This window comes from Bartonella grahamii ATCC 700132 (assembly GCF_000518085.1).
Lineage (GTDB): Bacteria > Pseudomonadota > Alphaproteobacteria > Rhizobiales > Rhizobiaceae > Bartonella > Bartonella grahamii.
This window is the reverse complement of the sequence record NZ_JACX01000010.1, coordinates 2,494-26,229: the sequence shown is the minus strand read 5'-3', so window position 1 is coordinate 26,229 and position 23,736 is coordinate 2,494. Positions and strand designations below refer to the sequence as shown.

General features: G+C 37.7%; 5 protein-coding genes and 3 pseudogenes. 1 reads left to right on the top strand and 7 read right to left on the bottom strand.

Annotated features, from left to right (window positions below; translation table 11 throughout):
- Window positions 1-538 precede the first annotated feature (538 nt).
- The 7 genes and pseudogenes from U736_RS0104915 to U736_RS12760 all read right to left on the bottom strand — a co-directional run.
- Window positions 539-3,622, bottom strand: a complete 3,084-nt coding sequence (locus U736_RS0104915) for an autotransporter outer membrane beta-barrel domain-containing protein (RefSeq protein WP_015856691.1) — start codon at window positions 3,620-3,622, stop codon at window positions 539-541.
- A gap of 132 nt (window positions 3,623-3,754) precedes the next feature.
- Window positions 3,755-4,972, bottom strand: coding sequence for an autotransporter outer membrane beta-barrel domain-containing protein (locus U736_RS0104910; RefSeq protein ID WP_015856690.1), 1,218 nt, complete (start codon window positions 4,970-4,972; stop codon window positions 3,755-3,757).
- A 146-nt stretch (window positions 4,973-5,118) separates the two neighbouring features.
- Window positions 5,119-7,530, bottom strand: a complete 2,412-nt coding sequence (locus U736_RS0104905) for an autotransporter outer membrane beta-barrel domain-containing protein (RefSeq protein ID WP_026500369.1) — start codon at window positions 7,528-7,530, stop codon at window positions 5,119-5,121.
- A gap of 673 nt (window positions 7,531-8,203) precedes the next feature.
- The gene (locus tag U736_RS0104900; protein ID WP_026500368.1) at window positions 8,204-10,681 is read right to left on the bottom strand and encodes an autotransporter outer membrane beta-barrel domain-containing protein; all 2,478 of its coding nucleotides are present in this window, start codon (window positions 10,679-10,681) and stop codon (window positions 8,204-8,206) included.
- Window positions 10,682-11,852: 1,171 nt separating this feature from the next.
- Window positions 11,853-13,673 (bottom strand): annotated as a pseudogene (locus U736_RS13160) (autotransporter outer membrane beta-barrel domain-containing protein); the annotation flags it as partial.
- A gap of 4,371 nt (window positions 13,674-18,044) precedes the next feature.
- Complete coding sequence (locus U736_RS0104890) at window positions 18,045-21,824, bottom strand: autotransporter outer membrane beta-barrel domain-containing protein (RefSeq protein WP_026500366.1); 3,780 nt, start codon at window positions 21,822-21,824, stop codon at window positions 18,045-18,047.
- A gap of 802 nt (window positions 21,825-22,626) precedes the next feature.
- Window positions 22,627-22,822 (bottom strand): annotated as a pseudogene (locus U736_RS12760) (helix-turn-helix domain-containing protein); the annotation flags it as partial.
- Between U736_RS12760 and U736_RS10955 the strand changes: the two are divergent.
- Window positions 22,819-23,572: pseudogene (locus tag U736_RS10955) on the top strand (phage tail sheath C-terminal domain-containing protein); the annotation flags it as partial. The pseudogenes U736_RS12760 and U736_RS10955 sit on opposite strands and share 4 nt — an antisense overlap.
- Window positions 23,573-23,736 lie beyond the last annotated feature (164 nt).

The window sequence follows — 23,736 nt, the reverse complement described above, 5'->3', positions numbered from 1 at the left end:
TTTTATCCACAAGGGCTCTTCCCGCTTGTAACTTGCAAGAGATATGGTTTTGGTTGCTTCAACATGGAACGGGTCTGAAATGAAAGAATCTTACGCTATTCTGGCTTCTTATTTAACATGCAAAACAATGAACACTCTTTATAAATCAATGTTTTGTTTTATGTTGGAGTTGGTGTGGTATTGAGATTTTAGAGGAAAAATATGCCTTTAAGAATTTATAACAGATAGCAAGTCTTTATAACAGGTATATTAAATGCAGATCATCTAAAATAAATGGAACGTCCACAGCGAAGAAGGGGCTAATTTTTTAAAATCCGCATGAATGCTTATTCTGTTGTGCTGTAAAAACATCATCGCTTGAGGTGTGGTGTAAGGCATAAAAACTTTATGCATGGGGTGTTTTGATGAGAGAATGCTATGGTATTCAGTTTTTCATTCAATATGCAAAAGAAAAGTTATAAGTCAAAATCTTCTTTAATGTGATAATGATTTTTGAGAATTTAAAAAATATAAGTTTAAATAAAAATTAGCTTCTTCTTTAGAAACGATAACGTATCCCGCCAGACAAATTGGTGCCAGATACACCGGCTTTTTGCAGTTTTTGCCGATAGCTGATATCGGCGTTTAGTACGATTTTTTGAGAAAGATATGCATTCACCCCCATGCCTCCTTCAACTGAAGAGCCGGTAGGATCAACATGAAAGGTATCAGCAATTTTTATTGTTTTACCATCACCAAAAGCTCTGATAACATTTACTTTACCATAGAAGGAAACAGCCTTACTTTCTTCAACAGCCATTATAGTTTTTGTTAAACGTCCACCAATACGCACCAACCATTGATGCGGGTCTCCCATGTCTACTTTTAAGCCATCGGCATCTGAGAAGATATCAAACATGAGATTTTGATAAATGAATTGTGCTTGTGGTTCAAATACCAATCCTTTTGTGTTGGTCGCTAATTTCTGACCAATGGTTGCAGATATATTAAGCATCTCAGTACCATCCAGTTGTGCGGCATTTCCAACAAGAGCTGTGGTAATATTTCCTTTTAACTTTCCGTAAGAAAGAAGGGTGTTTACATATATACCATTGCTATGTTGGATGCCGCTGTAAGCGGCAAGAGACCATTTATCAAGTGTCGTCTTTTCAGAATCTTGCATCTCTTTTGGCGTAAAGGCAAGTTTCCCGTATGTTCCTACAAAACCAAAATGTGTGCTTATGTCTTTGCCTTCCAAGGCGGCTAATATGACACCCAGTTGTAAAGCAGTATAGTTTACATCAGCACCATAACCATAATGCAGTGGATCGCGGTTGGAAGATAAGGTGACTTTCTCGCCGTAGGAAGAGAAAAAGATACCATTCTTTTTATTGTCTTCTGCCCCAAATACTGTTGTTCGCATATTGTCTAACAACGTGTTTTGATTGTTGACATCAGTAAATCCAGCAGAAAATAAAGTATTAGATATGGTTAAATAGTTTGCTACCTGTGGTAAAAGTGCTCGAACTTTTTTATCCTTATCAATGTAGGCATTCTGTAAGCGGAAATCCCAGAAATTACTGTTCTTACCAAAAAGGTTTTGGCTTTCATGAGATGTTCCAGGTTTATAGCCTGTAAGTACATACTTATAAGGTTGTTTCCCTATTGTCATATAGTTTCCTGCTAACGTGAAGGAATTTTCGTTTGCTTGTCCGGAAACTTGAATGATTGAAATCCCATGTGTCCCTAAAGGAAGTGACGCCATGTGTTCTCCCCAAACAGCAGAGCTATCGGTTGTTTTTTTATCTGTTTTTCGGAGATTGATGTGAACAACAGTACGGCCTGAGACATCACCATTAATCACAATGCGATCGGTCTGTTGCTCCGTGATAGGAGAATGTTTATTCCATTGAGTATTTACATAAATTTCTGCAACACCTGTTGCACTATAAACCGCTTCTGTATGAGCTGTTCCTTCTCCTTTCGGAAGATTAGGTCCTATAAACAGAGTTTGGTAATGTCCCTCCACTGGCTTGTTAAACATAATGACACTATCTGTAAGGCGCAATCCAGAAAGGTTAGAGTATAATTTTTCATCAACACCAAACTGTACATGGTCATCTGAAACATTATCATTATTTTGGGCGTTTTTATTTGCCTTTAAAAGCCATTTCGTCCCCTCTTTTAGATCAAAAACAGTTCTATTATCTTTAGAAGTTCTTACTCGACCTTCTAAAGAAGAGTGGTTAGAAACCAGTGTAAGGGTGTTTGTGAAAGCATTTTCGTTTTTTATATTTTTTAATAAAATATCGGCATGAATTTCTGAATTTTTAAGGCTGACTTCACCGTTTATGCCTGTTCCATAAAGGTTGATACCCCTACCATGTTCAACGAAAATCTTTGTATTCTCTAGAGTTACTTTATCGGCAATATTGGCTACATCTTGTTCTTGAACGGCGTTGGCATTCCTTTCAGCATTGCGTGTATATCGTTTTCTAGGGGCATTATACGGATTGTCGCGGAAAATAATACCGTCCACTTCATGATTGCCCGTGACATGTACGCTTGAATCTTTCAGTTTGATTGTTCCCTCTATGTTTAGCAAACCAACTGTTTCTGCTGTTACAGTAATACCTGTAGCATCAATTTCTCCACCATCTGATACACTTAGTGCAACAAAACGCGCATCAACTGTTCCCCCTATCATGTTGACTTTTGAATTATTGCCCTCTGCATGTACAGCAAAACCATTGTCTTGAATTTTTTTGTTATGTAGCGTTATGGTCTTACCGTTTTCAGCCTCAATTCCGGAGCTTATATCCTCAATTTGTGTAGACTTTTCAGGTTGTTTTATTGGTGATATTGGTTTTTTAAGCTCTGATTTTTCAGATACTTTTTGTGCAGAGGCAGATTGCACGGGCGCTGATTTTACAGATTTTAGTGGTACCGGTAATGCTGGTTTTCCAGTTTCTGGTCTTAAAGATATTGGCTGTGCGAGTTCCGGTTCTTTAGGCGTTGGCGATAGCTCTGTTGTTTGTTTTGTAGGTTCCGCTCTTGTAGGTTTTAAGTTTATAAGTGTTGCTCGTAAATTTTGTGCAGGTTGTGGAGGTTCTGACTGTGAGGATACAGCAGAATTTTCGGACGTTTTTGTTCTGGAAGAGTCTGTAGAAGAGGTGGAAACACCCGAACGTCTTCTAGATTTTACTTCCATTCCTGCTGTTGGAGCTATCTCTGTCGTTGGAGATTTTGTAAGAGTATCTTGTGTGGCTGTAGGGTTAGATTGTACATTTTTTGCTACCTTAGTCTTTGATGTTTGTGTACTTCCTTGGCTAAGATCAGAGTTTTGTTTTGAAGAAGAAATTGTATTTCGAACTAAATTTCCTTCAAGTTGGGTTGTGGAAGGTAGAGTGCTCGTAGGAGTAGGCGTTGTAGATTCACTCTTTGTAAGAGGAGGGGGTATGATCGTTCTTGTAGAGCTAGATGTTAAAGGTGGATATGAAGATGATGCATTTGAATGAGCGGGTTGTGGAGACGGGAGATCTATCGTAGGTTGTGCATTCGTATCATGAAGAGCATAAGACAAGCTGGTGGAAGAACAAAACAGAATTCCAGAAACTGTGTATAGTAAAAAACTTTTTTTCATATAGATGTATTCCTAAATATTTCCCCTCTTTCATAAAATATAAAACTTTGACCTCATTATGTTTCTTTTGTAAGAGACAAAATGAAACATAATGAGAGTGCTTTATATTTCAAGATAGGAATACAAGTATTTTTAAAAGTGATAGCGCATTCCAGCGGAAATATTTATTGCAGATATGCCATCTTTTTTGAATTTATGTTGATAGCTGAGATCATTATGAAACTCGATATTTTCAGATAAGTGCGCCTGAATACCAAAACCACCTTCGATTAAAAATCCCATAGCAGCAAGCGGAAGGTTTTCACTAAAAGTTTTGATCGCGTTCAGTTTGCCGTAGAAGGAAAGGGCATGGCCTTTGTTTTGCGTCAAACGTCCGCCAATACGGAGCAACCATTGATGAGGTTTGCTTATGTCTATTTTAGAGTTATCGTCATCTGAGAAAGAGCCAAGCATGAGACGCTGATAAACAAGTTGTGCTTGCGGTTCTAGGATTACACCTTCCAAACTGGTTGACAGTTTTTGACCAACAGTTGCAGCAGCCCCTAATGTTTTACTATTATTTACTTTTGAGGTATGTTTGATGAAAGCTGTGGTGTTATTTTCTTTGAAAATGCCATAAGAGAGAAATGCACTTGCATAGAGGCCACTGTCATGTTGAATATTTCCATATGCGGTGAGTGACCATTTATCAAGCATTTTCTTATGAGAGCTTTCTTTGTTTTTAGGAGTAAAAGATAATTTCCCATATGTTCCGAAAAGACCAAAATTTCTGCTGATATTTTGATCGTATAGCGCTATTAATGTGGCTCCTGCTTGCAATGCAGCATAGCGAATATTTGCTTGAACACCATCTTGTTTTTCTTGAATGCTGGAAGAAAAGGTGCTCTTATTGCCATAAGTGGATAAGAAAACGCCTCTCTCTGGATGATCTTTTGGTTCAAACATTGTTATTTGCATATTGTCTAACGAGATATTTTGATTGTTGAAATCAGAAAAACCGACAGAAAACATCGCGATAGGCATGACTAAAGAGCTTTCTTTTTGTGGCGTAAGAACTGTTCTTTTTTCTGCCAAATCAAGAGACGCAGAAGTTGCGGCTGCTTCATTATCTGTAAGTTTAGAGGTGCTTTCGGTATCAGCGGTAGCGGTTCTCTTAACTTTTGTGGGTAATTTCACATGAGCTTTTGCGGATGTGTTAAGAGTCGTTTTCGATGCTTGTGTTGGTGTGTTTATTAAATCAATGGTATGGCGTGTTTGAGGGTTTAAGCCAGAAGCGGTACTGGTAGACGTAAAATTAAAAGAAGAAAAAAACAAAGCACAAGCGGCTGTACATAAAAGATTCTTATGCATAGAGATGTTCCTTAAGATGTTTTTCTTTGTTTTGCTAAAAATGAACCACTTTTTGACACACTACAATTTTTGTAATGTAGTAAAATATAAGCAGCACTATTTTCATCTCAGCGCTGCTTATGCGTCAAAATAGAGAGCTAAGATTTCTAAAAGCGATAACGCATTCCACCGGAAAAATTAATTCCAGAGACACCAGCTTTTTGAAGTTTATGTTGGTAATTAACGTCAGCATGAAGTGCGATATTTTTAGAAAGTTGCGCGTTAATGCCAAGCCCACCTTCAAGGAAAGAGCCCATAGAATCGAGATAGAAAGATTCAATAACATCGATAGTGCGCTTTTCACCAAAAGCTTTGATGACATTCAATTTACCATAAAAAGAAAGAACACGATCTTTTTCAATGGGAAGCATTGTTTTCGTTAAACGCCCTCCAATACGGACTAACCATTGATGAGGGGTCTTTATATTAACTTGGAAGCCATCAATATCTGAAAGAGTGCCAAATGTAATGTGTTGATAAATAAGTTGTGCTTGTGGTTCAAAGGACACACCTTCAATACCAGTTGCTAGTTTTTGTCCAACGGTAGCTGATATATTTAATGTATTCGTATTGTTTAACTCTGTGGTGTTGCCGATAAGGGCTGTTGTAATATGTCCGTTTAAAATGCCGTAAGAGAAAAGTGTATTAACATAGAGACCATTGTCATGGTAGAGGTTCCCATATGCCGTAAAGAACCATTTATCCAGTATGTTTTTGTCAGAACCTTCCATATCCTTTGGCGCAAAAGAAAGCTTTCCATATGTGCCTAAAAGACCAAGATTCGCGGTCATATTTTGATTTTCTAACGTTGCTAATGTCATACCTGCTTGGATAGCAGCATAACGAACATCTGCACCATAACCATATTCTAATGGACTACGGCTGGAAGATAACGTCATCTTGTTTCCATAAGTCGATAAGAATATCCTTTTCTGTTTATGACCTTCTAATCCGAAAACTATTGAGTGCATATTATCTAACAATGTATTTTGATTGTTTATATCAGCCAATCCAGAGGAGAATATTGCATTATGCATAACCAAATAGCTTGCCATTTGAGGAACAAGAGCTTTGATCTTTCCTTCATCATCGAGAGTCGCACTTTGCAAGCGGAAATCCCAGAAATTCTCATTTTCTTCCAAGGGAGCTTGTCCATTGTTTTCTTTTTTAAGGGATGATGCATTGGTATTTTGTGCATCTTTCTGTTTTGATTCTTGTGATATTCCGCTTAAATGACTTTGTGTCTTATCGGCTTTCCCACGGCTGGATGTTGGTCCATAAACATTGAGTATGTATTTATAAGGTAAGCCCTCCATTGTGGTGTAGCCATGGGCAAGTTTGAAGGAATCTTCATTTGCTTGCCCAGAAACTTGAATAAGTGAGAGCCCACGCATATTCAAAGGAATTGAATCTTCTTCATCATCGAATGGTTCTGCATGCTTTGAAAGATTGTTGAAATAGATCGTTGTGGTGCCTGAGACATCACCATGAACGAGAACACGGTCAGTTCTTTGTTGTTCTTTTGTAAGACCATTACTCCATTCTGTATTAAAGTAAATTCTTGCGTTGCCCAATGCATTGTAAACCGTTGTTGCATCGGAGCTTCTGTTTTGCTCTGCTTTTTGTGGATGTTTTCCTACATGCAAGGTTTGATAATGATTGTCTGCTAGTTTATGCGGCGCATTAAATATGATAGAGCTATTATTAAGGTTTAGGACTGAAACGATAGATTGTGCTCGTTGCTTAAGATCAAGGAGCTTATAATCAAATAGACTAAAACTATTTTCCAACTCAAATAGACTAATTTTTAAATGCCACTTGCTGTTATTGTTTAGGGTGAAAACCGTTGTATTTTGAGGAAGCGTTTTTGCTCTTCCTTCCATAATCGAATTATCAGCCTCTAATGTAAAAGTAGCAGGTTGAACCTCGAAGAAGGGTGAGACTTCATTTTTTAATAACATATCAGAACGAATTTCTGAGTTTTTAAGGTACACTGCATTCGTTTTGGGATAATAAGGTCCGAAAATACCTACACCGTCGTTTACAAGAAGTTTTGTATTATTAAGGATTGCTTTGTTTACAACTTCTTCTCCTTCTTTTATTGTAGAACTTGAAATATAACCAAAATTGATACCATAGGCTCTGCTGTGGCCTATGACCTTTAATGTTGAATCTTCAATATGGGTTGTGCCGTTTGTGAGTGACAAACCATGCCCTTCTGCCTCTCCCACAATTCCTTTGGCATTAATTTGACCACCTGATGTTGCAGAAAGCAAAGTAAAGCCTGAGTGCATTACTGAGTTTGTAATGGTAATATGACCTTTCTTAGCAACCACGGCATCATACTTACCACGAACAAAAACATTATGAAGGCTCTTCTCTTCTCCATTAGCTACTTGGACCGTAGGAATCTCAAGAGGTTGTTTATTTGCATAAGTTGGAGCAAAATGAGAAAAAATGAAAGTTCCAGCAATTGTACATAACAAAAAATTTTTTTTATAAATATATTTCTTACACATAGATATGCCTTTAGTATTTGGTATGCTTTGATGCTTACTTCATTCCCCTGATGGCGCAAGTACCCAATCAGTTTTTATATTATTATGTTTTTATTGTAAACAACAAAACGAATATTATGTTTTGTTATTTATCGTTTAAAAATTGGTCTTAGAAGAGCTTTTAAAATAGAAAGCGCAATGCAGCGAAGATGGATTTCAGAAAACCTAGCTTGATAAGTATTTTTGTTTTAAAGTGCTAAGGATCAAAATATTTTGCAAGGATGTTTATTGCTTAAGGCTGTTGTTATGAAAACTCTACAAAGTTTTTGAAGAAGATTTGTTGTGCATTTACAAAAATCGTTCAGTTGGTTTTCTTGCATATAGAATTATTCACTATGAATTTTTTTGATGTAAAAAAGCTAAAATATTTTGTATTTTTTATCGATATACAACAATTTTTATTGAATCCATTCGATTTTTATAAGTCAAAAAGGCGGCTCTCTTGAGACTTCAGCAGTCATTGAGAGATAAGGAATTTTGTTGCATTTAGTTTGAATGAAATTAATCCTTTCGAGAAAGCTGTATAGAAAGAACCGTTATTGATGGCTCTTTACGATAGATTGCAAAAAAGCAGTACATTCGTACTGCTTTTTTATTAAAAATGCATAGACTATAAATTGTTTTTTGCCTTTTCTTAAAACTGATAGCGTATTCCGCCTGAAAAGCTTGCTCCAGATATACCAGTTTTTTGAAGCTTATGTTGATAGTTAACATCAGCATGAAGGGCGATATTTTGTGATAATTGTGCATTCACACCAAGTCCACCTTCAACAGAAGCTCCCATAGAATCAAAGTGGAATGATTCACCAATCTGTATGGTGTCATTGTTAGAAAAAGCTTTAATAATATTCAATTTACCATAGAGAGAAAGAATACTGCCTTTTTCAATAGAAATCGTCGTTTGTGTTAAGCGCCCACCAACACGCACTAAGTATTGATGAGGATTTCCCATATCTACATCAAAGCCATCGACATCTGAGAGTGTGCCAAGCATGAGACGCTGATAAACAACTTGTGCTTGTGGTTCAAAGATCAATCCCTTTGTACTGGTTTCGAACTTTTGTCCAATGGTCGCCGATGCACTGAATGTATCAGCGTTTTTCAATTCTGCAGTCTTTCCTATGAGAGCTGTGGTGATATCTCCCTTGAGCATTCCATAGGAAAAGAGAGCATGGATATATGTACCATTATTATGGCGCAGTCCACTATATGCAGCAATTGACCATTTATTGAGTGTACTCTTGTCAGCACCTTCCATATCTTTTGGGGTGAAAGCTAATTTCCCATATGTCCCGAAAAGACCAAAATTGGTGGTTATGTTTTGATCTTCTAGAGCTACTAATGTAAAGCCTGCTTGTAAAGCAGCATAGTGGATATCGGCACCATAGCCATATTGCAATGGCGTACGGTGAGAGGATAATGTCATCTTATTGCCATAAGTCGAGAAGAAGATCCCTTTGTTTTTATGATTTTTTTTCTCAAAGCCTGTTTTTTGTATCGTGTTCAGTAAAGTGTTTTGATTGTTTACATCAGCCAGTCCAGCTGAGAATAGTGCGCTAGGCATGGACAAATAGCTTGCCACTTGAGGAACGAGAGCTCTGATCTTTCCTTCATCATCGAGCGTTGCACTTTGCAAGCGGAAATCCCAGAAATTCTGATTTTCTCTCAAATGGTTTTGTGTGCTCCCTATTTGCTCAGAATTTGCTGTTGATTCACCTTTTATATTATCCTCAATCTTCAAAACCACACCACCTAATACAACGGGGGTCGTGTCGGTTTTTGAGGACTTTTCTTGTGATTGTTGAGTTACTTTTCCTAAATGGCTTTGTGTGCTCTCTGCTTCTCCAAGACGTGATGTTGGTCCATAGGCATTTAAGACATATTTATAAGGCAAACTGCCTATTGTGACATAGCCATTTGCTAGTTTGAAGGCATTTTCATCTGTTTTTCCAGATACTTGAATGAGCGACAGTCCACGCATATTCGCAGGAATAGAAGCTTCTTCTTTTGATGACTCACCTTTTGAAAGACTATTGAAACTAATTGTCGTGGTGCCTGATACATCTCCATGGACAAGAAGGCGGTCCGTTTTTTGTTGTTCTCTTTTTAAACCATCACTCCATTCTGTATTGAAATAAATTCTTGCATTGCCTGTCGCATTATAAACGGTTTTTATAGCGGAATCCCTGTTTTCGTGTGGTTTAGGGATCTCAATTGTTCGTCCTACACTCAAGGTTTGATATTGACCCTTTGCCAGCCTATGTGGCGCATTAAACACAATAGAGCTATTATTGAAGTTCAGTACTGAAACGGTAGACAGTGCTCGTTGCTTAATATCATGGAGTGCATAATTAAATGAACTAAAATCACGATTTATGTCGTATTGACTTACATTTAAATACCATTTGCTATTGTTATTTAAATTAAAAACAGTTGTATTTACTGCTAAGGTTCTTGCTCTTCCTTCCATAATCGAATTATCGGCGGTTAATACAAAAGTCACAGGATGAGGATCTGAATCTGTTTTCTTTTTTACATTATTTTGTAATAGTACATCAGAACGAATTTCTGAATTTCTAAGTTGAACCTCGGCAACAGACTTTGAAGATGATGGTCCTAAAATACCGACACCATTTTTCACAAGAAGTTTTGTATTGTTAAGAATTGCCTTATTGATAACTTCTTCACCATCTTTCACAAAAACATCTAAAATGCTATGAAAAACAATACCGGATTGTTTTTTGCTTTCTATGAATGAATCTTCAATGTTAATGATACCGTTTGAAATCGATAGGCCAGTATATAGGGCATTGGCTTTTACTTCTTTAGCATTAATACGTCCACCTTGTGATACAGCAAAAGCAAACGAAGCTGAATGTATTGTTGAGTTCGTAATTGTGGCAATTGCTTTTTCAGAGGCGTGCACTGCGCTCAATCCATTGCGGATAAAAACGTTATTAAGAGTTTTTTCTTCTCCTTTCTCCAGCTTAAACTCACTAATAATTTCAGGAGGTTGTCTATTTGCATAAGTTGGAGCAAAATGAGAAAAAATGAAAGTTCCAGCAATTGTACATAACAAAAAATTTTTCTTATAAATATATTTCTTACACATAGATATGCCTTTAGTATTTGGTATGCTTTGATGCTTACTTCATTCCCCTGATGGCGCAAGTACCCAATCAGTTTTTATATTATTATGTTTTTATTGTAAACAACAAAACGAATATTATGTTTTGTTATTTATCGTTTAAAAATTGGTCTTAGAAGAGATTTTAAAATAGAAAGCGTAATGCAGCTAAGATGGATTTCATAAAACCGAGCTTGTCAAGCTTATGCTAAAAACACTATGAAGTATGATATTTAAAATTGTCTATTAAGGATAATCGTTATAAAAGCTCTATAGCGTTGAGATGTATTATTTTGTGCACTCGCCAAAACGATCAGCAAATTTCCTCTGCTATAAGAAGAAGAGATGAGGGGGCTATTCACAGGCTTTCTTTAAAGATACTTTTCTTAAGGGTAGGCACAGCCCATTTCGCGACGATGTGGTCATGAATGCTATAACGCTAAAGCCATAGAGTCTCATCATCTTTACGCTTACGAAGGAGCAAGCTGATACCTTTACGCTTAATAAAAGAGCAAGCCCATCACACACTTTGCTAGCTCCCAATGTTTGTGACAAGCTCTTGGTTCTTGAGACAGTTCATTATAGGGCTTCTTAAGCTTTTCTTATATAACTTTTCTCCACACGCCATCCCCGCTTGTAACGTGCAAGAAAATTTTTAATTGATTCAACATGAAACAAGTTTGAAATGAGAGAATTCTACGATATTCGGGACTCTCATTCAACATGAAAAATAAATAATTATCTTTATAAATCAATATATTGTATGGAGTGAGAGGGATAAGCATTGTCAAAATGCTTTGCCTAAAAAACGCTACATGGAAATATAAATGAATCCTTACAGGTGGTGTTAAGCTAATGGATTGAAGAAACAGATAAAAGGTATGAAGAGAGAGCTTCTTTTATCATTATCTTTTCCAATGTTGTTTTCTTTAATATTGTCTAAAAATACACTTTTCTTAGCTTTATAGACAAATTCGATAATGAATATGCCGCGCGGCTCGTGTAAATGGGAGAGAAGAAGATCATTGAGGAGAAAAGAAAAAAGTTTCAGGGGATAAGAATAGTAGCTTACATAGATTAAAAAAGGCAGCACATTGCGCTGCCTTTTTTGATAAAATGTACAGAATAGCAATACGCTTCTTGTTACAGTCTTTCCTTAAAACTGATAGCGTATTCCACCTGAAAAGTTTGCACCACTTATACCAGTTTTCTGAAGCTTTTGTTGATAGCTTACATCACCATGAAGGGAGAAATTGTGAGACAGTTGTGCATTGATGCCAATGCCGCCTTCAATTGCAGGTCCCATAGGATCAAGGTCAAAGTCTCTACCAATATGAATGGTACCATCATCACCAAAAGTTTTGATCAAGTTTACTTTTCCATAGAAAGACATAGGACGGTTGTTTTCAGTGGAAATGGTTTTGGTCAAACGTCCACCAACACGGATCAACCATTGAGAAGGATTGTTCATATCAACAGTGAAATTATCAGCATCTTCAATGGTGTTAAACATCAAGTGTTGATAGGCAACTTGTGCTTGTGGCTCAAATGTTAAACCTTCCATATTGGTTGCAAATTCTTTGCCAACAGTGGTGGAAATACTCAACATTTTGGCATCGTTCAACTTTGCGGTATTGCCTCTGATGGCATTGGCGATATGCCCTTTTAGGATACCGTAGGACAAGAGTGCATCAATGTAGAAACCACTGTTGTGTTGTATACTGCCATAGGCTGTCAGTGACCATTTATCTAGCGTGTTCTTACCGGCATCTGACATGTCCTTTGGTGTAAACGACAGCTGCCCATAGGTGCCTACAAGACCGAGATGTGTTGTGGTATTTTGTCCTTCAATTGCTGCCAATGTGACACCGGCTTGGAGAGCAGCATAGCGGATATCAGCACCATAACCATATTTGAGAGGACCGCGCTCAGAAGATAAGGTTCCTGTGCTTCCATAGGTGTATAAGAAGAATGCGTTCTTTATCCCTTGTTCTTGTCCTATGGTGGATATTCTCATATTAGCTAAAAACTCGTCTTGCTTAGCTATATCTGTTAATCCAGCGTGAAAGAGAGCATTTGGCATGACCAAATAGCTTGCTGTCTGTGGTACAAGAGTGTCCACACCAGAACCAGAGCCAGTTTCAAGAATTTCTTTGTGTAAGCGGAAATCCCAGAAATTTTCATTCTTTTCATCAAACATGTTTTGCGCAATATCGGCTTGTCCATGGCTTGAGTCTGGTCCATAAGCAGTCAGCGTATATTTATAAGGTAAACGACCTCTTGTGGTATAGCCATTTGCCAGTTTGAAAGAGTCTTCCTGTGCTTTCCCAGAGACTTGAATAAGCGAAAGTCCACCGATATTCGAAGGATCAGCAGCATTTACTACACTATTTTTATCCCCTGAATCGCTTTTGATATAAACTGTTGTGTTGCCTGAGACATCACCGTGAATGAGAAGCCTATCGGTTTTTTGATCGGCACTTGCTACGCCATCACTCCAAGCAATATTGAAGTAAATCTTTGCATCACCAGAGGCTTTGTAAACTTCTTGCGTGTCTGGTTTACCAGAACCTATATGCAATGTGTGATAATGCTCTTCTGTTGGTTCGCTAAAGATAATGGAGCTATTGTCGAGATTAAGCGTGGAAACATCAGAACGAGATCTTTGAGCAATATCAATCAGTTGACCATCTTCATCTTTTTCTTTTGTACTGGTTTTTACAATCCATTGTGTATTGTTTTGCAAATTAAAGATTGTTTTAGGGCTGTTAATAATTTTTGCTCTACCCTCTAATATGGAGTCATCAGAATTGAGGGTGAAAGTGAAATTATTTCCTTTTGTTGAATCTTTGTTTACTAGTAAAACATCACCACGGATTTCTGATTTTTTGCCAAGATTGATTGTGCCGGTTGACTCATCTACATTAATTCCAGTACCGTTTTTAATGTGAATCTTTGCGTTGGTTAAATTAACTTCTGAGGTTGTATCTTCTTCAGGATTTTCAAATTTTATGCCATTTTTCTCTGCTGTTGCAGAAATATTTGTTGCATCAATATGCCCACCGTTTTCAACAGCTAATGCTGCCTCTGTTCCTGTTATACTTCCTGTCATCATTGTGATGGTGGAGTCTAAGCCGGTTGCATGGAGGGCATAACCATTAGATGATGTAATTTGGGCATTTTCAGCTAAAGTAATGGTGCTTCCACTCTCTGCACGTATCCCCACATTGTTTCCAGCAAATGATCCTCCAGAGATTGTGATTTGAGAATGATCCATTGCCATTACGCCGGTGAATGCTTGTGTAATGTGTACATTTTCTAAAGTGATATTGCTTGCTTGGGCATTTAATCCTGTAAATATGATCGAGTTACCTTTTCCATTGCTTGATATTGTCACATCTTCCAATTTGTTTTCGTTGCTCTTACTGTTTGAAATGATAGCACCAACTGTAGAAGTTGTAATGGTTCCCTTATTCATTTTGATTACGCCGCCGTCTTGTGCAAGGAGTCCAGTCGAAGTGTCTATAATATCTGTTCCACGCAATTCGATCATACTATTAGAATTGATAACACTTGCACCTAATCCGCTAAGCTGCTTTTCTGTTGTGATAGTAACACCTGTGACCGTAATATGACCACCATCTTCCGCACTCAATGCTGTACGGTCTCCTTTGACGTGTCCTTCATTCATTGTGATGGTAGAGTTTAAACCGTCTGCATGGAGTCCATAACTATTAGATGAGGTAATTTGTGCAGCATCGTCTAAATTGATGGTGCCGCCATCTGCTACATATATTGTTTCATCTTCGGCCTTAAATGATCCCCCAGAGATTTTTATTGTAGAATTGTCATACGCTGCTACGGCATTAATTGCGTCAGAGATGGTTACATTTTTTAAAGTGACTTTACTCTTTTCTTCTGCTTCTATTCCATAGCCTAGCAGCGCACCGCCTTCACCACTTGATATTATCACATTGTCCAGATAGTTTTCTTCCCTCTCACTTTTAGAAAAGACAGCACCAGCTACAGAAGCTTTAATGCTTCCCCCAGTCATACTGATTGCGCCATTGCTTTGGGCGTGAAGACCAATTGCACTATCACTAATCGTTGTATTTTCCAACTCAATCACACTTTTAGAGCCATCAGCATCTGCACCGATACCATCGTCTGTTGTTTTTAGAGTAACATCTGTGGCCGTAATATGTCCGCCATTTTCTGCAGCCAATGTCACACCTTTCCCCGTAACGTTTCCTTTTGTCATTGTGATGGTGCTACCGGATTCTTCTGCATAGAGTCCATAGTCTTCAGATGAGGTAATTTGCGCTTCGTTGGTTAAAGTAATGGTGCTGCCGTTTGCGGCACCTATTGTTATACCTTTTGCTTCAAATGATCCTCCAGAGACTGTTATTGTCGAGTGATCATTTGCAATTATGGCACTGGTTGCTTGCGTAACGGTTACATCTTTTAAAGCGACTGTACTGTTTTTGTCTGCTTCTATTCCAGCGATTAGTGGCGCATCGTTTTTACCGCTCGATATCGTCACACCTTCCAGTTTGTTCTTTTCGCTCTCAGTGTTTTCGAAGTAAGCACCAATCTTGGAAGCTGTAATGGATCCTCCGGTCATTTTAATTGCACCATTGTCTTGTGCCAAGAGTCCAATTATAGCATTATCAACAGTTGTATTTCCATGTAATTTAATGACGCTATCGTCACCAATGGCAATTGCACCAGCTCCTTCTTTGTCCCCTGTCGTTTTTAGAGTAACATTTTCTACCTCGATATGTGCTTTATCTTCTGCAAATAATGCGTAGTTCTTCGTGGTTACTGTTCCATCCGTCATTTTTATTATGGAGTTTTCACCTTCTGCATGGAGCCCATTTCCATCAGTTGATATAATTGTAGTACCATCGTTTCCATTTTTAGCTAAAGTGATGCTGCCACCGTTTAAAGCATACACTGTGTCATTTTCCGTCTCAAATGTTCCTCCAAATACGTTTATTTCAGAATTACTCGCAAAAATAGCTTTTTTTGCTTGTTTTACGGTTACATTTTTTAACGTAACTTGACTGTTATCGATGGCGCTTATTCCCAATAATGAGGATGTATCACCTTCTTTTTTTGATATTGTCACATTTTCAAGCTCATTTCCTTTACTATTGTTTGAGAAGTTCGCACCAACTGTAGATTTGCCAGTTGTGGATACTGTAATAGAACCACCGCTCATTTTGATTGCACCGCCGTCTTGTGCAAAAAGTCCGATTACAGCATCATCAACTATTGTGTTTCCGTGCAATTCAATCGTGCTGTTAGGACCGGTAGATTGTGCACCAACTCCTTTGCTATTTGTTTTTAGAGAAACATCCGTGACCTCGATGTGTCCACTGTTAAATGCAGATAATGCTGCTTGATTTCCTGTTACTGTTCCTCCAGTCATCTCGACGTTGCCGCCATTCGCTGCACCAAGTCCAAAAAAAGTACTTTCAACGGTTGTATTTCCGCCTAATTTAATTATGCTGTCAGAATTGCTAGCACCTGCAGCGATTCCTTTGTCTCCTGTTGCTTTTAGAGTCACATCTTCTACCTCGATGTGTCCACCTTGTGTTGCAGATAATGCTGCTTGATTTCCTGTTACTATTCCTCCAGTCATCTTGATTGTAGAGTTTTTACCTTCTGTAACGAGTCCTGTTCCATCAGTTGATGTAATTGTAGCACCATCTTTTTCGCCTTTATTTAAAATAACGGTACCACCATTTAGAGCATATACTCCTTGGTTTTTTCCATTAAATTCTCCCCCAAAAACTTCTAGTTTAGAATCATTCGCAAATATGCCTATTTCTGCTTGAGTGACTGTTACATTTTTTAAAGTTACCATGCTTTTGTTTGCACTGATTCCGAATAGCAGTGGTACTTCATTATGACTGGATATCGTCACTCCGTTCAGTTCGTTTGCATCGCCCTTACTGTTTAAGAAAGCAGCCCCCCCTCCAGAAGCTGTAATAGATCCTCCGGTCATTTTGATCGTGCTATCGTTATTTGCAGTTAATCCAACGACAGCATTTTCAATCTTTGTATTTCCTTGTAGTTCAATCGTGCTTTTATCTCCACTAGCGACGACGACACCTAATCCTTCGTCATCTTCCGCTGTTAGAACGACATTTTCGACTATAATATGTCCGCCGTTACCTGAAAATAATGCCATTTCCTTCGCATTTACTGTTCCACCGGTTATTTTGATTATACCGTTGTTTTTTGCTTCAAGACCAAGGTTAATGTTAAAATCAGTTCCTTTAATAGTTGTTTTATTCCCCGTTAATGTGATCATACTGTTCTCGCCTTCAGCTGTTACAGCAGCGGGTGATTCTAGAGAAGATGATCCTGGAGAAGATGTGGATGAGCCTTCGCCGGTATCCTTATTTCCGGTTACTGTTAAATTTTCACCAGTGATTTTGCCACTTTCTTTTGCATGAAGAATTTCATAGGACTTTCCGGTTTCTCCGGTGACGGCTGGTCCTTCTCCTGAAGCTTCAAGAGATTCAGCATGTGCATTGGAATAGATACTAGAGAGTATGATCGCGACTGTTGCTGTATATGATAAAAGGGATTTTTTATACATCCGTATTCTCCTTTGAAGTCCCCAATATTCATTTCCCCACCGACCTCATAAGAAGAATAGAAAATGAGTTACTGTTCTTAGTGTTGTTACACTAGCTCTAACTCGGTAAGTTATTTTTACTTCTCTGTCAAATATTTTAAATAATCTTCATGAAAATGCATATTATGTATAGTTTATTTTTTATTAAATGAATTTATTTATTTTCTGTTTGTAGTGGGATTATTTTTTATATCTTGATAAAATAATAAAAATAATTTTTGATAATTACTGAGAGTTATTTATGTCTCTTAAGACATTTTATAATAATTATTCGAATATATTTTACGATCCTATCGTTTATAGTTTTTTGTGTTTTTTCTTGTTTGAATATTTTATAGACAAAAAATTGTTTGAGTTTTCAGATGAGGAGAAAGTTTCTGATAATCGCTTATCTTATTGAGGGTGGTAAAACAGACATATCTTCAGTTTAAAAACGTAATTAATAAAGAGCTTTATGTTAAAGCTTTAAATGAAAGGTACTTTGGTCAATAAAACTGCCTTTTTATTAAAAGATTTCCGCTTTCATTATTTGTGGGTTTTAATATATTCTGAATAAAAATACCTTATATTTTTCTTGATAAAAAGGGAGGGGGTAGTTGTAGTGTCATTAGGATTTATACAAAGCGAAAAGGCAGCACAATTGTGCTGCCTTTTGTTAAGTTAAATAGAATGATAGGCTATTTTTACAGTCTTTCCTTAAAACTGATAGCGTATTCCACCTGAAAAGTTTGCACCACTTATACCAGTTTTCTGAAGCTTTTGTTGATAGCTTACATCACCATGAAGGGAGAAATTGTGAGACAGTTGTGCATTGATGCCAACGCCACCTTCAATAGCAAGCCCCATAGGATCAAGGTCAAAGTTTCTGCCAATCTGGATGGTACCATCATCACCAAATGTTTTGATCAAGTTTACTTTTCCATAGAAAGACATCGGACGGCTGTTTTCAGTGGAAATGGTTTTGGTCAAACGTCCACCAACACGGATCAACCATTGAGAAGGATTGTTCATATCAACAGCAAAATTATCAGCATCTTCAATGGTATTAAACATCAAATGTTGATAGGCAATTTGTGCTTGTGGCTCAAATGTTAAACCTTCCATTCCGGTTGCAAACTCTTTGCCAATAGTGGTGGAAACACTCAACATTTTGGCATCGTTCAACTTTGCGGTATTTCCTCTGAGAGCATTGGCGATATGCCCTTTTAGGATACCATAGGATAACAGTGTATCAACGTAGAAACCATTGTTGTGCTGCACGCTTCCATAAGCTGTTAGTGACCATTTATCCAATGTGCTCTTACCGGCATCTGCTATGTCTTTCGGGGTGAACGACAGTTGTCCATAGGTGCCTACAAGACCGAAATGTGTTGTGGTATTTTGTCCTTCTAAAGCCGCTAATGTGACACCGGCTTGGAGAGCAGCATAGCGAATATCAGCACCATAACCGTATTTGAGAGGACCACGCTCAGAAGATAAAGTTCCTGTGCTTCCGTAGGTGTATAAGAAGAAACCTGTTTGTTTCTCTTCTTCTTTTCCTAAGACGGATGTTCTGATATTGGCTAAGAGCGCATTTTGTTTAGCCATATCTGTTAATCCACTATAGAAGAGAGCATTTGGCATGACCAAATAGCTTGCTGTTTGTGCTACAGGGGCGATCACACTTGGACCAGAACCAGAACCATTTCCAAGCAGTTCGGGTTGCAAACGGAAATCCCAGAAACTTTCATTCTTTTCATCAAACAGGTTTTGCGCAATATTGGCTTTGCCTTGGCTTGAGTCTGGTCCATAGGCACGTAGTGTATACATATCTGGTAAACCACCTCTTGTGGTGTAGCCATTTACAAGTTTGAAAGAGCTTTCTTCTGCTTTTCCAGAAACTTGAATGAGTGAAAGACCACGGACATTGGCAGCAGCAGAGGTGTTTGCTTCGACATTGTCATTTTCTAAGCGCCCCGTAACATAAACTGATGTTGTTCCAGAGACATTCCCATTGATCAAAAGTCTATCGGTTTTTTGCTCATTTATTGCAGCACCATCACTCCATTCTGCGTTGAAGTAAATCTTTGCATCACCCATTGCATTGTAGACTGCTGTGCTGTCTGGTTTACCAGAACCTATATGCAATGTTTGGTAATGCTCTTCTGTTGGTTTGCTAAAAATAATGGAGCTATTATCGAGATGAAGCGTGGAAATATCAGAACGAGATCTTTGAGCAATATCAAGGAGATTGCCATCATCATCTTTTTCGTTTTTGCTGATTTTCAACGCCCATGTTGTATTGTTTTTCAGATCAAAGTGTACATTTCTGTCTTTAGCAATATTCACTCTGCCTTCTAGAGTAGACTGATCAGCGCTTAATGTAAAAGTGCCGTTGGAGATCTCTTTTAAACCCACTTGGTTCCAAACCCCTTTGTCTTTCAAATAAATGCCGTTTCCTAGTAAAACATCGGCATGGATTTCTGAATTTTTGAGATTTGCTGTACCGATTGCCAGATCTGCATTATTTTCAATATCGTTGTCAGTGAGAGCTCCAATAAGAATTCCAGTACCATTTTCAACGTGAATATCTGCATTGGTTAAATTGATTTCATTACTTTGATGTTTTTTGAGATCATCCGATTCATTGAGTTTGGTTTTAGAGAAACCTAAAAACTGCAAGCCACTGATTCCTGCTGTTACAGAGACATCTGTGAGATCAATAAGTCCGCCATATGCTACGGCTAGTGCAACTTTTTTTACTTCTATTTTGTTTTCTACAGCACTTTGTGCTGCTTCAATATCACCATTAATCATCTTAATCGTGCTATTATTTCCTGCAAAAAGACCTTCATCAAAATTTTGAATGGTTGTTTTACCATTTAATTCGATTGCACTATCAGGTTCCGCAACGTTTACAGCAACGGTCTCATTTTTACTTTCACCACCGGTCATTGTTAAATCTCCGCTAATGATTTTACTCCCACCATCTGCATAAAAACCTTCATCAATATTTTCAATAGTTGTTTTGCCCGTTAACGTAATTTCACTCCCAGAGTCCGCTGTCCATACACCAGAGCGGTTTTTGTCGGGGTCTTGATCAATTGCTTCACCACCGATTATTGTTAAATTTTCGCTGGTAATTTTACCACCATCAACTGCTCCAAGACCGTTCAAAGTATTGTTAATTGTTGTATCGCCATGCAATTCAATTCTGCTATCAGGGCCAAGTGCAACTGCACCGGTTCCTTTGCCATCTGTTGTTAAAGTAACGTCCGTAGCATCAATTTGTCCGCCTTTTTCTGCAAATAATGCATTTTGTTTCCCACTGACAGTTCCTCCCGTCTTGGTGATTTTGGATTTTGGACCTTCTGCATGGAGTCCATAACCATCAGTTGATGTAATTTTAGCATCGCCGGTTAAATTAATGGTGCTGCCTTGTTTAGCATATACCCCATCAGTTTTTCCATCGAATGATCCTCCAGAGACTGTTATTGTAGAGTGATCATTTGCAAATATGCCTGTGTTTGCTTGAGTGACAGTTACATTGTTTAAAGTCACAGTGCTTTTTTCGGCATTTATTCCCTTATTCATCAAGGCGTCATCGTCAGCGCTCGATATGTTCACATTTTCTAGCGTTGTTTCGTTGTTCTTACTATTGTTGAAACTACCGATGAAAGAAGCACCAATTTCAGAAGCTGTAATGGAAGCGCCATCTATCTTGATTGCCGCTCCATTGTTCATTACAAGGCCTGTTTTGAACTTTTCAATGACTGTTTTTCCCTTTAACTCAATCTTGCTATTAGGTGTGTAGGCTCCTATACCAATACTTGTTCCTTGGGTTGCAGAACCAATGAGTGTTAAATCTTCACTAACGATTGCACCATTTACTGCCATAAGACCATGGTTTGTGGCGTTTTTAATGGTTGTTTTTCCCTTTAACTCAATCTTGCTATTAGAGTCTTGGACGGACACACCAACATTAGATACTCCAGCTTCATTAAGGGTTATCGTTAAATCTTTGCTAGTAATTGCAGCACCGCCTACTGCCTGAAGCCCGTTCGTAACTTTTCCAATGGTTGTTTTGCCCGTTAACTCAATCTTGCTACCAGAATTTTGGGCTACTAAACCAATATTGGTTCCATTTATTATTAAATTTTCGCTGGTGATTTTACCACCTTTTTCTGCAAAAAGTCCGTTCTTAACTTTTTCAACGATTGTTGTGCCCGTTAACGTAATTTCACTGCCCGAATCTTTCGACGCTACACCAGTGCTGAATTTTTCAGGATCAGGAGAGGTTACTATTAAATTTTCACCCTTGATTTCGCCACCATTTGTTGCTTCAATTGCATCATAGGAACTGCCTGAAGTGGCAGACGTTACTGTACCTTTTACATCATTTTTAAGAACATTGTTAGCAGCATATGCGTTGAAATGGGTGCCAAACAGCGTAACAGTCATAGCCGCTGTATAGAGTAACAGAGATTTTTTATACATTGATATTTTCCTAACTTATAAGCCCCACACATTCCGCCCCCGCTTATTAAGAAGGATATCAAATGGATGGTTTTCTGCTTTGAGACGAATAGATTGTTTTTATTTGCGTGTAAAGTATAATTATAAATTTTACAATAAAATACATAATGTTTTATTCTAAATTATAAATAAAAATTATTTTATATATTAAAAATTAAAATATTTAAATCACTAATTTATTAAAAATTTATAAAATAATTGAAGATATTAAAAGTTGTTTATAATTTTTTAATTGTAGATAATCGTTTTATTATTGTGCATTATTTAGAGATAAACTTTGTTGAGTTATCACAAGAAAGAAAATAATGGAGAAGATATTAAAAAAGAAACCAGAAAAGAGGAAATGAGCAATAAAGAATAGCAGTATCTATGCTGCTGTGAGTATACAAAAAAGAAAGCTTGTCGTTTGACAGGAGTTTTTTTAAGTTGGAATAGGTGGGATTGGGTGGGAATTTATGATTTTTTTAAATGATTAATTTTCACCATTAAATGTGCATTTTGTCAAAATGGGTTTTTACATCTAAAAATGAGTAAAAACTGTGTTTCAATGGAAAAAATAGGAAAAGGCTTTGAGGATTTAAAAACTCTGTGGAAGCCTAGAAAACCGCCTTTGAAGACCCTTTGAAAAAAATCTATAAATTGTGAAGTTTGCTCCCAAATCAGCCAAAAAAGCAAAAAAAGATATGATATTTTAAAAACAAATTGTTATTAAAAATCTTAATGTAAGGAGAAAGGCACCTTCATTTCCCATTTTTAATGATGGTTAGGTTGGGTTGGTATCGTTCTTGAGTGTTTTTTCAACCTCTATTTGATGTTTTAAATGCAATTTTAAAAAGAGGCAAGGTAAGCTCTATTTCTTCACTGTCGTTGATGTCTTGAATAAGCTCTTGTAACTTGTTATAAAGCTCTGCCGCGAGTTTCGCTATATCTTCAGGGGAAAATTTAATTATTGCATTTTTGTTATTTGATTGCTTCCTTTGTACGGATGGCAAATAGTGAGGGTGGTATTAGTATTAAACTAGCAAGTCCTTTTGCGGCTGCGATGTTTATCAAACGTGATAAGTGAAGGGCAGGTGTTTTTTTGTCTCCTTCCAATCAAGATGTTAAAGGCATTTTAGGTACGGCGTGCCCGATTAGCTATTTTGATGGCGAAATCGATCATGAGGCAAAGCGTTTCAATCAAGCTGATATTGCTACCTTTATAACTAGTACGGCTTAGCCAAAATGTGCATTTAGATAATACTGTAGGGAAAATGGCTGCCAATGGACGCATTTTATGGGGAAACCATACTAACTTCAGTAATCCACTCTGGCGTTTTGTCAATGTAGTGTGCACCTGTGCAGCGTTGAAAAAACTATCACTAACAGTTTTAGCCCTTGGGCTAATGACGAGAATCTGACTGCTCACTATGTCATTGCTATTACCCGCTCTCTCACGCAGTTTCTTAATGATCTGATTGCGCGGGGTGCACTGCTGGGGGGCGGGTTTGGTTTGATCGCGATTTAAATTGCAACAGTATTTTACAATTAGGACTGTTTCGGGTGAAATTTGATGCAGAAGAAGTGCCACCTTTAGGAGATTTAAGTTTCGGTAGCCGGTGCAATAGCGCATATTTGATTGGCTTACTGAAGATATCCAAAAGAAAATGATGCACACTTTTGGCGATACGTTTGAAACTTATCGTAAAGCAGCAAGGAGTGAAGCATGACGTTACGCATTGTACGCGGTTTTATCCTGATTGTTGATGGTTTTATGGGTACCCATCACAAGGTTGAGCGATTTTTTTAAATCTTTGCCAAGCCGCATCAGAGAATGGATTGGCAGTGTTGATTTATCGGACCTTTTCCATTTGCCCAGTTGGCTTGGCGGCAA